We start from the raw sequence: 12,640 nt of genomic DNA, 5'->3' as shown, positions 1-12,640 counted from the left end.
CCAAATTGTTACTAAATTTGATTCCAAACTCGTTGCAGATTTAGAGGAACATACACTTTATCTCCATGAATTTCTCTATGAATGATATGATTTTCACTATCTAGATTTTCGCGGCCAACATTATTTCTGCGTCTCGCTCTATTATTTTTTCCTAATAGGTTATCAAAGCTTACTTTACTAGTTTTCATATCCATTCTCCTTTTCAATTAGTTTAGTAGTTTCTTTACCGAATTTTTACCCATATCTCTAAAAGATGAAACAAAAAAATTGACATGTTTTGAAAACATCTATTTTCCAGTGAAAGCTTTTATTTTGAGTTCCATTCATTTTCCTGTTATCTTTGTTCTATGTGACTTCTTAATTAACTAAATCTATTAATCTTATTTGCTTTAAAAATTGTGTTGCTAATTCTACCCAACTGCTTTATGATGGAATTATATTAAAAATCAACTATATATTGATTTTGAAATTTAAAATAAAACTATATATTGTATATTTGCAAGAATAGGCGCTTTTTAGCTTAATAGGGAATCTGGTGAGAATCCAGAACTGTCCCCGCAACTGTAAGTGTGACGAATTGAGATGACCACTGTACCACATGTATGGGAAGGACTCATAGTAGGAAGAACATAAGTCAGGAGACCTACCTAAACCTTGTGATAGTTTCAATTTCTTCGGGGGCTGAGAAGATGAAACGATAGTGAACCTCTTGAGCTATTCAACTTCTTTGAACTTGCTCTCTTTCTGTCGTTTTATCTCCCTTCCCCGCAAAAAAACGACCAGATGGAGGAATATACATGAGCAAGACAACTTTATCCCCAATGATCAATGGACAAGAAGCCTTTGATCTCACAAAACTAACTACCTTTATCAATAATATCCATCAACACTTCCCAACAATTACTATTGATGAGTATCTTACGCGAATTGAAAATACGATTCTTCAAAGAGATTCCTATACATCTGAACAATTAACTAATCTTCTTATTCTAGAAGGACTATCGAATATCCATGAACATGAGCCAGAGTGGACTTATTTTTGTGCGCGTATTTATTTATCAAAGCTTTATAGAGAAGCAGCACTAAATCGAGGATATGAGAAAGAACATAAATACGGAGATTTTTACGAACTCATTTCAACCCTTGTATCAAAAGGACTCTACAGCTCAAACTTACTAGAGAATTATACGAAGGATGAAATTGATCAAATCGGTGCTTTTGTAAATCCTGAAAATGACTATCTTTTTACATATATTGGCCTTCGAACATTAGCAGACCGCTACTTAACAAAGGATTTCTCTAAACAGGTATTCGAGTTACCTCAAGAGCGATTCTTAATAATTGCCATGACATTAATGGCTCGCGAGAACAAAGAACACCGTCTAGAACTCATTAATCAAGCTTACTGGGCTATGAGTAATCTTTATATGACAGTAGCAACACCAACACTTTCAAATGCAGGAAAACCTGTTGGACAGTTATCAAGCTGCTTTATCGATACGATCGATGATAGCCTTCAAGGAATTTTTGACAGCAATACAGACATTGCCAATCTATCTAAATCCGGTGGAGGAGTTGGAGCTTATCTTGGTAAAATCAGAAGCCGCGGAAGTGATATTCGAGGATTTAAAGGTGTTTCCTCCGGCATTATTCCATGGATGAAGCAATTGAACAATACAGCTGTCAGTGTTGATCAGCTTGGTCAACGTAAAGGAGCGATCGCAGTTTATCTTGATGTGTGGCATAAAGATATCTTCTCTTTCCTTGATGCAAAGCTTAATAACGGTGATGAAAGAATGCGGACACATGATATTTTTACAGGCGTTTGTATTCCTGATCTTTTCATGGAGCAGGTTGAAGCACGCGCTGACTGGTATTTATTTGATCCACATGAAGTACGTAAGGTGATGGGCTTTAGTATTGAAGACTTTTACGATGAGCAAAAAGGTGACGGAAGCTTCAGAGAGCGTTATTGGGCATGTGTTGAAAATGAACAGCTTTCAAAAGAAAAGGTTCCTGCGATTGAGATTATGAAAAGAATTATGATTAGTCAATTAGAAGCAGGAACTCCTTATATGTTCTATCGTGATGAAGTAAACCGGAAAAATGCCAACTCACACCAAGGGATGATTTATTGCAGTAATCTTTGCACAGAAATTACTCAAAACCAAAGCCCGACGACAGTGGAAGAGCAATATACCGAAGATGGAAAAATCATTACCATTAAAACACCTGGTGATTTTGTCGTATGTAACCTATCTTCTATTAATCTTGCTAAAGCAGTTACAGATGATGTGCTGGAAAAACTTATCCCGATCCAAGTGAGAATGTTGGATAACGTGATCGATTTAAATACCATCCCTGTGCTTCAAGCAAGATTAACAAATGAAAAATACCGGGCTATCGGATTAGGAACCTTTGGCTGGCACCACTTATTAGCTCTAAAGCAGCTTAAGTGGGAGCATGAAGAAGCGATTCAATTTGCTGATGATTTGTACGAGAGAATCTCCTTCTTAACGATTTCTGCAAGCATGGAACTTGCAAAGGAAAAAGGTGCCTACTCTGTGTTTAAAGGCTCTGATTGGGAAACAGGTGCTTACTTTGACAAACGTGGGTATCAATCTCAAAAAAGCAACTTTGATTGGGATGCTCTAAAAAATAATGTAGCAAATCATGGCGTTCGAAATGGATATTTAATGGCGGTTGCACCAAATGCTTCAACCTCTATTATTGCAGGAAGTACAGCAAGTATTGACCCGATCTTCCAGAAGGTATATTCAGAGGAAAAGAAAGACTATAAAATACCTGTTACGGTTCCAGACCTTAACTCGACGACAACCTGGTATTATAAGTCTGCTTATTTTATTGATCAGCATTGGAGCATTAAACAAAATGCAGCACGACAACGCCATATAGACCAATCCATATCTTTTAATATATATGTTCAGAATACTATTAAAGCTAAGGATCTGCTTGACCTTCATTTATCTGCATGGAGAGAAGGATTAAAAACAACTTATTATTTACGATCTACATCCAGCACGATTGAAGAATGTGATTCTTGTGCTAGTTAATTTGTTAAGAGAATGACTTTACTAAAAGTCATTCTTACTATTTTTTATCAGCAAAAAGGAGAATTCATATGGAAACCACTACTTCTTTAAACAAACGCAAAATTATGGATGCAGCTGCACCAAACTGTTCAACAGGTATTATTAATGGTGAAAGCTCCAACGTATTAAACTGGAATGATGTCTCATTTCCTTGGGCATATCCCCGCTATAAAAAAATGCTGGCCAATTTTTGGACTCCTTTTGAAATTAATATGGCTCAAGATATCAAGCAATATCCTGATTTAACAGCAGATGAAAAAGAAGCTTTTCTAAAGATTATCGGATTGCTGGCATTATTAGATAGTATTCAAACAGATTATGCCGGCAAGGTTTCTGATTATATTACAGATTCCAGCATTAATGCGTTGATGATCATGCTTGCCCAGCAGGAAGTCATTCACAACCACTCCTACTCCTATGTTTTATCAAGCTTGGTCCCAAAACATGTTCAGGATGAGGTTTTTGAATACTGGAGAAGTGAACCGATTTTAAGAAAGCGAAATGAGTTTGTGACAAATGGATACCATGCCTTTGCCGAACAACCGAATGTGAAGAACCTGCTTAAGTCAATCGTGTATGATGTGATTTTAGAAGGCCTTTTCTTCTACTCCGGATTTGCCTTCTTTTACAACTTGGCCAGAAATCAAAAAATGGTTGCGACAAGTACAATGATCAACTATATTAACCGAGATGAACAAATTCATGTGGATTTATTCGTTCAAATTTTCAAAGAAGTTCTGAAGCAATACCCGGAATACGATACAGAAGAGCTTGCTACATTCGTAAGAGAAACGTTTATTCAAGCAACAGAACTTGAAATTGAATGGGGTCAATTCATCATTGGTAATAAAATCGATGGAATTAATATAAAAGATGTTGAAGATTATATTAAATTCTATGCGAATGTTCGATGTAATCAATTAGGATTTGAGCGCCCCTTTGAAGGATATCGTACAAATCCACTCAAATGGATTAAAGCATATGAAGAAGTCGATCTTGGTAAATCCGACTTCTTTGAGCAGAAGTCAAGACAATATACGAAGGTTAACCATGCTGATAACGGCTTTGATGATCTATAATCAAACCGTTTGATAGAAAGGGAAGCAACTAAAATGCTCTCCCTTCTTTTTAGATTCTGGTCACTATTTTTCTCACCTTTTCAATAAAGTTAAAACATTCCTTCTGCACTTTTTAAACAAATCTTGTTTAACATCCAATTAATAGTGGTAAAGGACATAATAGATAAACAAGTATTGTACTGGTAGAGGATGATGAACATGAGGTTTTCAATGCTTTCAAACAAGACCTTATTACACAGTTTTCAAGAAGCGATACGGATAAAAGCTAATCCTGATTTTATTCAGTTGCTTGAGAAAGAAATTAAGGAAAGAGGTCTACATAAACCACAAATGCTAGAAAAACTTAAAAAAATAAATTAATCATATTAGCTGGCTATCTAAATGGACAGTCCTTAAGACTGTCCATTTGTTTATTCTTCTTCTTGAACTAAATCTTTGATTTGAAAAAACATTAAAAGATTGGTTCAGTATTAATGCTGAATGATTCGCTTCCTTAGGATGTTGTACCACTTCAGCCTGAGCAAAAACGTCATGATCATAAAACTCCTGATCTTTTTCCTTCATTTCCCTTCACCACCCCTATATGTCATTTGTTTCAATAACATTTTTCCACGAAGTGGTGACTTTATGTAGTATTTAGTTTGACCTTGGCTGTTTAAATTTTTTCATTAAATAATATACAGTTGCAAGCATAAGAGCCGTACAAATAATTGGGATGAAATAAGGTTTAGCAGCTTCCTTAATATACATCCAATTGCTTCCGAGTTCGATACCTAAATACAAGAAAAAGATTGTCCATGGTATCATCGCAGCTACAGTATACAAAGTAAATTTCCATAGTGACATTTTAGAAATTCCTGCCGGTATGCTGATGGCATGTCTAACAACCGGTATAAACCTGGCACCAAAGATAACACCAGAGCCGTATTTTTCAAACCATAATTCAGATAGCTCAATATGATGTTTTGTTATGAACAAGTATTTTCCATACTTTTCAAGGAAAGGTCTTCCCCCCAAGCTTCCGATCCAGTATAAAATTAGTTGTGCAATGGTTCCTCCTATAACACCCGCAAGAAAAGCGCCTAGAAAACCAATCTTTCCGAGCACAATCATATAGCCGCCATACCCTAATACAATTTCACTCGGAATCACCTCAAGCATCAATCCAATCGCAATTCCAACATAACCAAGATTTGTTAACAAATCTAAAACATCTAAGATGACATTTTCCATTCCTACACACCCTTTATCAAGAACTTGTACTTCCTGTCCAATAGTAATAGGTATGAAAAAACATGTAGAAATAGTATGTGAAACGACTAAAAAAACCTGTGGCACTGCAACAGGTTTTTTAGTGAATATCTTTTTTCTTAAATCTTCCGCCTCTTACTTCAGCTATATTCGCAACTGCCAAAAAGGCAGATTCATCTAAGTCCTCAACAATCGATTTTAATTTTGCCTCTTCAAGACGTGTAATTACACAGAAAATCACTTTTTTATTATCGCCCGTATAGGCACCCTCACCATTAAGATAAGTCACTCCACGACCTAACCTGGCAAGAATGGCTTCCCCTATTTCTTGATAATGCTCACTGATGATCCAAGCCGATTTCGACTCATCAAGCCCCTCAATAACAACATCAATTGTTTTAAATGCAACAAAATAGGCAATTAATGAGTACATCGCTCTATTCCATCCGAACACAAAACCTGCACTTCCAAGAATAAAAATATTAAAAAACATGATAATTTCACCAACAGAAAATGGAAGCCTTTTATTCGCCAGAATAGCCAATATCTCAGTACCATCTAATGAACCGCCATAGCGAATAACAATCCCAACACCGACACCTAATATGATTCCACCAAATACTGTGGCAAGAAGAATATCCTCTGTAAATGCAGGGACAGGGTGCAAAAGTGTTGTTGTAATCGATAAAACGGTAATACCGAATAAAGTTGAGAGAGCAAATGTTTTCCCAATCTGTTTATACCCTATAAAGAAAAAGGGAATATTTAAAATAAAGATGAACAACCCTAATTTCCATCCAAGCAAGTGAGAGAGAATAATGGAGATTCCTACAATCCCTCCATCAATAACTTGATTCGGTACTAAAAAAATCTCAAGCCCTACACCCATTAAAACAGCACCAATAAAAATAAAAAGTGTTCGCTTCAGTATTTTTGACTTTGATAAACCTTGATGTTTCTTTATTTCTCTTTGTACTTCCAATGGCATTTCTGTCATAAAACTCCCCCTGTTCGAATAAAAGATTGTCTCTATTATAAATAACATTATATATTTTCAATTTCCTTTATTATAGCGCAGTAGTTCTGAAAATTGTAATAATTGTACTTCAAGAAGAGATAAAGCAATTGCTTAGTTTTTCACTATAGTTAGATCATGTCATCCTTCAAAGCATTCTCGATTATTTTGCAACTGCCAATTACACGATTGTTTCCAAGATGCTGAACATATGACAATAGCCTGCCATGTATGAGCGATCCCCAAAATAATCCTTTCCATTAATTACTCAACTTTCCGACCAAACATCCTGCTAGTCAACAGAACTAAGAAAGATATGTTAAAATAAAAATAAGCAAGAATTTTTGCAAACCCCTTACTTGTGCACAAAATTCCCCTGTAGTGAGGTGATCGCATGACATGCACGGTGTATGAATTAGCCGATTCACTCCTGAAAGGGAACCAGGACGATGCCTGGAACATTGTGATGAACGAAGTCGGCCATGATATTAGTCGTAAAGAGGTATTGGAAAATTTAATAACAAAAGCAATGCAATATATCGGTAACTTATGGGAAGTAGATGAAATTTCAGTAGCAGATGAACATCTTGCTACATCTACTTGTGAATATATTCTCGTTCGATTTGATTTCCATATGAAAAAAAATCATCGTTTCAACCAAGTTGAACCCAAAAAAGTGATGTTATTATGTCTTGAAAAGGAACAGCATGACCTTGGGATCAAAATGGTCGCTCAACTATTTGAAGAGCATGGATGGAATACAAAATTACTAGGATCAAATTTACCATTGGAAGAAGCAGTTCGTTCTGCTGAGAAGTGGAAACCTGATGTCATTGGACTTTCTTTTTCAATCTGGTATCATGCAGAACTACTAGGTACATATAGTAAAGCATTGGAGGCTCTTCCGCATAAACCAACCGTTATTGTCGGTGGCCGCCTTTTAGAAAACTATGACTTTTCTCCTTATGTTTCTAGCAGAACAAAATTATTTCCATCATTGTCTGAACTTCAAGAATGGATAAAGCAATATTCGATATAAGGAGGTATTCGACTTGTCCGCAATAAAGCATCTTCCACTTCCGTATTTTACGATTAATCAAGACTTTCACATTATTGATGCCTCTGATATTGCACGCCATACATTCGATGAATCTGATCGTTTTTTAGAAATCGTTGACCTTGAAAGTCAAAAGAAAGCATTACGAACTCTCACATCTGCTACCTTTGTAACAACTGAACTTGTTTTAAAAACGAAGAACTCTCCTTATGCCTTATTTCAAATACAAATCAATTGGCAAAATAATCTTGGGCATATTGTATGTATTGAACAAGATGATCGAATTCAATCATTGATTGATGCGGTTGAACAGCATCGAAAGCGTTTATCAGAAACAAATTTTGAACTGTTAGAAAAAAAGGAACAGCTTGAAAAATCATTTGAACGGATACTGGAATTATCTGTCCCAATTATTTATCTTGCAAAAGGAATGATTCTTGTTCCCCTTATCGGTGAGTTAAATATTGAGTTAGTAAAGAAAAATCACAACCGTATAGTAGAAAAAATTACGGACCAGCAAATCGAGCGAATTCTTATTGACTTTCACGGCATTGGTGACATTACTAATGAAGGAATTCGAGCGCTGCGCACCTTAGTTTTAGAGCTTAGAGTAATGGGCACAGACTCGTATATTATTGGAGTTAGCCCTCTTCATGCGAAGGTGTTAAACAGTCTTCCTGTTAATCCAAATACATATTTTTTAAAAGATTTACACTCTGCTATTAGGAGCTTTATTATCTAATATCGTTAAAAGACCCCAGAAAATCTCTGGGGTCTTATTTATTATCTTGATCTTTTTTCGTTGTGTTTTCTTTCCGCTAAGTCATTCCCAAAGTCTTTATCGGTATTAATAGCATCACTTGCTTTCTTCATCTTTTTTTGTTGATTTTTATGACTATCTCTTTCTGCCATCTGTCAAACCCTCTTTTCTCAACCATTTTTTCACCTTCTATTGTTTGCAGCGAAAAAGAATTCATACAAAGTTTTTAAATAAACATCAATATGTATAATTTTGGGCACCTTAGCAAATAAATGTAAAAGGTCATTTATTTTGTTTTAGGAGGCAAACCATTGAAAAAAGACAATTCCCATCATGAAGAATTTGAAGCATCAAATGAGAATTCAGTAAATGGCAATAAGACAAATCAGGTTTCTGATGACACGTTAACAACCCGTCAAGGTCACCCTGTGTTTGATAATCAAAACATTCGTACCATTGGAGATCGCGGACCAGCTACACTTGAGAATTATCATTTCATTGAAAAAATTTCTCATTTTGATCGTGAGGAAGTGCCAGAGCGTGTGGTACATGCACGAGGATCCGGTGCATTTGGCTATTTTGAGACGTATGGAAAAGCAGGAGATGAACCGGTAGAAAAGTATACACGTGCGAAAGTCTTTTCCGGAGCAGGGAAGAAGACACCTTTAATGGTTCGTTTTTCTACAGTGGCGGGAGCGAAAGACTCACCGGAAACAGCAAGAGACCCTCGTGGTTTTGCCGTAAAAATGTATACGGAAGATGGAAACTGGGATCTTGTTGGAAACAACCTGAAAATCTTCTTTATTCGTGATGCTATGAAGTTTCCTGATATGATTCACGCGTTTAAAGCAGATCCGGCTTCAAATGTTCCAAATCCTGAAAGAATGTTTGATTTTGTTTCCCGTACACCTGAGGCGACACATATGATTACATTCCTCTTCTCTCCATGGGGAATTCCAGCTACATACCGTCATATGCAGGGTTCTGGAGTCAATACGTATAAATGGGTGAATGCCGAGGGTGAAGCTGTTTTGGTCAAATATCACTGGGAGCCAAAACAGGGAATCCGTAATTTAACACAAGAAGAAGCTGACTCTATTCAAGCGAAAAACGTAGGACATGCAACACAGGATTTATATGAAGCAATTGAGCGTGGAGATTATCCAGAGTGGGAACTTTTTGTTCAGATCATGGAAGATGATTATCATCCTGAACTCGACTTTGATCCTCTTGATGATACGAAGCTTTGGCCTGAGGATAAGTTTCCATGGTTGCCGGTCGGGCGTATGGTTCTTGATCGTAATCCAAAGGATTTCCATGCGGAAATTGAGCAAGCTGCTTTCGGTACAGGGGTTCTTGTTGATGGTATGGACTTTTCAGATGATAAAATGCTGCAAGGCCGTACTTTCTCTTACTCTGATACACAACGCTATCGAGTTGGAGCAAACTATCTAAAACTGCCGGTTAATGCACCAAAAGCTCCTGTTCATACAAATCAGCAGCGTGGGCAAATGGATGTACGTGATCCGGAAGAGTCAGGACCTAATCCACATATCAATTATGAGCCATCAATGCTCGGCGGCTTTAAGGAAGCAAGTACAGAAGGTCGCAAACCGCACCGTCCAACATATAATGCTGCTGCCATGACTGCACCAATTGATCGACCTAACAATTACGGTCAAGCTGGCCATACATACCGAAGCTTGGAAGATTGGGAGCGCGATGAATTAATAAAAAATCTTTCTGAAGCACTCGCAGTATGTGATAAAAAAATCCAGGATGCAATGATCGAACACTTCACACAAGCAGATGAAGATTACGGCCGTCGTGTGAAGGAAGGCATTGAGATGAAAATGAAAGGTATGAAAGATATGGAACTGAATAAAGTTCCTGGTCGTGAATCTGGTCAATCAAGATATGGGCAGGGTACATTAGCTGCGAATGAAGCAACCGAAGAGGCTGTTAAGAAAAGCCACGAAGCAGATCCATATTAATATGTAGGGGATGTCCCCAGATCAGTGAAAGCTGATTTTTGGGACACCCCCTGTTTATATCTTCGCTTTTTAAATTAAATTTTACTACTCTCCTGAACTTTTCGGAATAGGTGGTAATATCCTTTAAAAGAAACAAAAGCTATTGTTGTTCCCATGAAAAATGGGATAAATGCCGTAAATAATTGAAAACTAACATACAGGATTATAACATTGATAAATAAAATACAAAGGTTGTATACGGGATTAATTAAGGAAAGGATCATAGAGTTTTTCATGTTATCCCAAAATGATAAGGTTGTATGGACACTATTAGCAAAAAAGAAGATCATAAAATGAAAACTAAAGAATAAGGCAATGATAAACAGACCACTTATCATTGGATTAATTGTTGAAAAATAATAGATATCTAACGTTAAAATAGCGAAAACAAATGTAATGAAGATTCCACTTAAAAAGCTTCTTTTATAATTTTCTTTATATATCTTCCAAAATGAGAAAAAGAGAGGAACATCGTCCACACCGATCACCCATTTTCTCACAACACCGAACATAGCCATTGTTGCAGGAAAAAAGAAGAATGGTGCCATAATAGAAAGAAACAATAACACCGTAAATACTCCTGAAGCATCGTCAGCAAAAAAAACTGGAATTGTGATAAAAATAATTGGTAGACAAAAGGTTACCCATATTAAATTAATAACGGAAAACTTCATGATCCATACCAACAAACGAGTGATTCCTTCCGTAAGTTGTGCAGCCAATATCCCCATCTCCTTCAAAACAAACATTCAAAATAAGTAACTTCTAAGAAAATAGCTGTCGATGTTCACGACAGCTATTCCAGTAAATTTTTTTTAGGATTTCTTTAACCCTAAACGAATTACGTTCCACGAATGTTTAGATAACGGAGCTACCACGTTACCGCCTTCAAGAACAGCTTTCCCTCTGTTGTGTGGAGCAACAGCCTGTTCTTCTAATGTATTAACAGCCTTTAGATCTTCATTTTCTAAAACAATATGTTCAATAATTTGATAATCAGAGAAGCTGCGGACATCACACTCTAACGATAAGCTTTCTTCCAGACTACGATTTAAAGCAAAAATCGTAAGCTCTTCTTTTTCCGGATTATGAACAGCAATTGAATCTAAGTAAGGAACATCTGTAAATTCCTTGGAATCATATTTTGGTGAAGAAATAACCGGTTGTAACGCAACACCACGTCCGTACATTGATACATGCTGATATGGATAAAAGATTGTTTGCTTCCAAGCTCCACCTTTATTATTGGTCATAATTGGAGCAATAACATTTACCAGCTGTGCCATACAAGCCATTTTTACACGATCTGAGTGCTTTAGCATTGTCATTAGCATGCTTCCTACTAACAATGCATCTTCAAAATTGTAAACATCCTCTAATTGAGGCGGTGCGATTGACCAAGGCTCGATTTTTTTGTCAGCTTCATTTGAGTGGAACCAAACATTCCATTCATCAAAGCTTAAATACATTGTTTTCTTGCTGCGTTTTTTCGCTTTAATATAGTCACATGTCGAAATGATTGTTTTAATGAAGTGATCCATATCCATTGAATATGCTAGATAGCTGGCTGTATCATTATTTCTGTTTCCGTAATATTGGTGTAATGAAATATAGTCTGCAGCTTCATACGTATGCTCAAGTGTTGTTGCTTCCCATTGTGGGAATGTAGGCATTGATGTATTTGAGCTTCCGCAAGCAACAAGTTCAATCGTTGGGTCCACCCATTTCATCGCCTTTGCTGTTTCAACAGCAAGTCTTCCGTATTCTTCAGCTGTTTTATGACCGATTTGCCAAGGGCCATCCATTTCATTCCCTAAACACCATGTTTTAATTTTATGAGGTTCCTTATAACCGTGTTGTTTTCGTAGATCACTATAATAAGTACCACTCGGGTGATTACAGTACTCTACTAGGTTTCTTGCCGCATCAATTCCTCTCGTACCCAGGTTGACCGCCATCATTACTTCTGAATTGACCTTTTTCGTCCAATCGACAAACTCATTCGTTCCAATTTCATTTGTTTCAATTGTTCTCCAAGCTAGTTCCAATCGTTTTGGTCGTTCTGCTCTTGGCCCTACGCCATCTTCCCAGTTATATCCTGACACCATGTTCCCGCCGGGATATCGAATAATTGGTACATCTAATTCTTTTACTAAGTCAATAACATCTTTACGGAAACCATTTTCATCAGCAAGCGGGTGATCCGGCTCATAAACACCACCATACACAGCACGACCTAAGTGTTCAATAAATGACCCATAAATTCTGGAATCTACATCCGATATTTTAAAGTCCTTGTCTACAACCATTCTCGCTTTTAATGTCATGCTTA

The 12,640-nt window shown here is 36.7% G+C and carries 13 protein-coding genes and 1 riboswitch; of the genes, 6 read left to right on the top strand and 7 right to left on the bottom strand.

The genetic code is table 11. The features are described from left to right. Positions 1-11: 11 nt before the first annotated feature. The gene (locus tag HWV59_RS04970) at positions 12-188 is read right to left on the bottom strand and encodes a hypothetical protein (protein WP_235991666.1); all 177 of its coding nucleotides are present in this window, start codon (positions 186-188) and stop codon (positions 12-14) included. A 301-nt stretch (positions 189-489) separates the two neighbouring features. Then, positions 490-665: riboswitch (cobalamin riboswitch) on the top strand. Positions 666-797: 132 nt separating this feature from the next. Here HWV59_RS04970 and HWV59_RS04965 point away from each other — a divergent pair. The 3 genes from HWV59_RS04965 (at position 798) to sda (ending at position 4,552) form a co-directional block, all read left to right on the top strand. Beyond that, entirely contained in the window at positions 798-3,074 is a 2,277-nt protein-coding gene (locus HWV59_RS04965) for a ribonucleoside-diphosphate reductase subunit alpha (RefSeq protein ID WP_102228249.1), read from the top strand. 68 nt (positions 3,075-3,142) lie between these two features. Next, complete coding sequence (locus tag HWV59_RS04960) at positions 3,143-4,192, top strand: ribonucleotide-diphosphate reductase subunit beta (protein ID WP_102228248.1); 1,050 nt, start codon at positions 3,143-3,145, stop codon at positions 4,190-4,192. A gap of 210 nt (positions 4,193-4,402) precedes the next feature. Further along, entirely contained in the window at positions 4,403-4,552 is a 150-nt protein-coding gene (sda, locus tag HWV59_RS04955; RefSeq protein WP_102228810.1) for a sporulation histidine kinase inhibitor Sda, read from the top strand. Here sda and HWV59_RS04950 read toward each other — a convergent pair whose 3' ends face one another. From HWV59_RS04950 to HWV59_RS04940, 3 genes are all read right to left on the bottom strand, one after another. Beyond that, on the bottom strand, positions 4,553-4,756 hold the full coding sequence (locus tag HWV59_RS04950; RefSeq protein ID WP_175638222.1) for a hypothetical protein: 204 nt from the start codon (positions 4,754-4,756) through the stop codon (positions 4,553-4,555). It lies immediately after the preceding gene. A gap of 72 nt (positions 4,757-4,828) precedes the next feature. Further along, positions 4,829-5,425, bottom strand: a complete 597-nt coding sequence (locus HWV59_RS04945) for a DedA family protein (protein ID WP_102228247.1) — start codon at positions 5,423-5,425, stop codon at positions 4,829-4,831. A gap of 118 nt (positions 5,426-5,543) precedes the next feature. Next, a complete protein-coding gene (locus HWV59_RS04940) occupies positions 5,544-6,440 on the bottom strand; it encodes a YitT family protein (protein WP_407941538.1) in 897 nt (298 codons plus the stop codon). Between the two features lie 412 nt (positions 6,441-6,852). Here HWV59_RS04940 and HWV59_RS04935 point away from each other — a divergent pair, with 412 nt between their 5' ends. Continuing rightward, complete coding sequence (locus HWV59_RS04935; RefSeq protein ID WP_175638221.1) at positions 6,853-7,497, top strand: cobalamin B12-binding domain-containing protein; 645 nt, start codon at positions 6,853-6,855, stop codon at positions 7,495-7,497. 13 nt (positions 7,498-7,510) lie between these two features. Next, the gene (locus tag HWV59_RS04930) at positions 7,511-8,257 is read left to right on the top strand and encodes an STAS domain-containing protein (RefSeq protein WP_175638220.1); all 747 of its coding nucleotides are present in this window, start codon (positions 7,511-7,513) and stop codon (positions 8,255-8,257) included. Between the two features lie 41 nt (positions 8,258-8,298). Here the strand turns inward: HWV59_RS04930 and HWV59_RS27235 are convergent, their stop codons facing one another. Then, on the bottom strand, positions 8,299-8,427 hold the full coding sequence (locus HWV59_RS27235; protein ID WP_268921747.1) for a hypothetical protein: 129 nt from the start codon (positions 8,425-8,427) through the stop codon (positions 8,299-8,301). A gap of 159 nt (positions 8,428-8,586) precedes the next feature. Between HWV59_RS27235 and HWV59_RS04925 the strand changes: the two genes are divergently transcribed. Further along, complete coding sequence (locus HWV59_RS04925; protein WP_175638219.1) at positions 8,587-10,269, top strand: catalase; 1,683 nt, start codon at positions 8,587-8,589, stop codon at positions 10,267-10,269. Between the two features lie 74 nt (positions 10,270-10,343). On the opposite strand, the gene HWV59_RS04920 is transcribed toward HWV59_RS04925, so the two are convergent. Both HWV59_RS04920 and arfA read right to left on the bottom strand, forming a co-directional pair. Beyond that, positions 10,344-11,030: a YesL family protein gene (locus HWV59_RS04920; RefSeq protein WP_175638218.1), complete on the bottom strand. Its 687-nt coding sequence runs from the start codon at positions 11,028-11,030 to the stop codon at positions 10,344-10,346. 93 nt (positions 11,031-11,123) lie between these two features. Continuing rightward, positions 11,124-12,635 carry an arabinosylfuranosidase ArfA gene (gene arfA / locus HWV59_RS04915; protein ID WP_175638217.1) on the bottom strand — a complete coding sequence of 504 codons (1,512 nt, stop codon included), beginning with the start codon at positions 12,633-12,635 and terminating at the stop codon, positions 11,124-11,126. Positions 12,636-12,640 lie beyond the last annotated feature (5 nt).

The sequence above is a fragment of the Metabacillus schmidteae genome (assembly GCF_903166545.1).
Taxonomy (GTDB): Bacteria; Bacillota; Bacilli; order Bacillales; family Bacillaceae; genus Metabacillus; species Metabacillus schmidteae.
The sequence above is the reverse complement of the archived record's forward strand: the minus strand, read 5'-3'. Positions and strand labels throughout refer to the sequence as shown.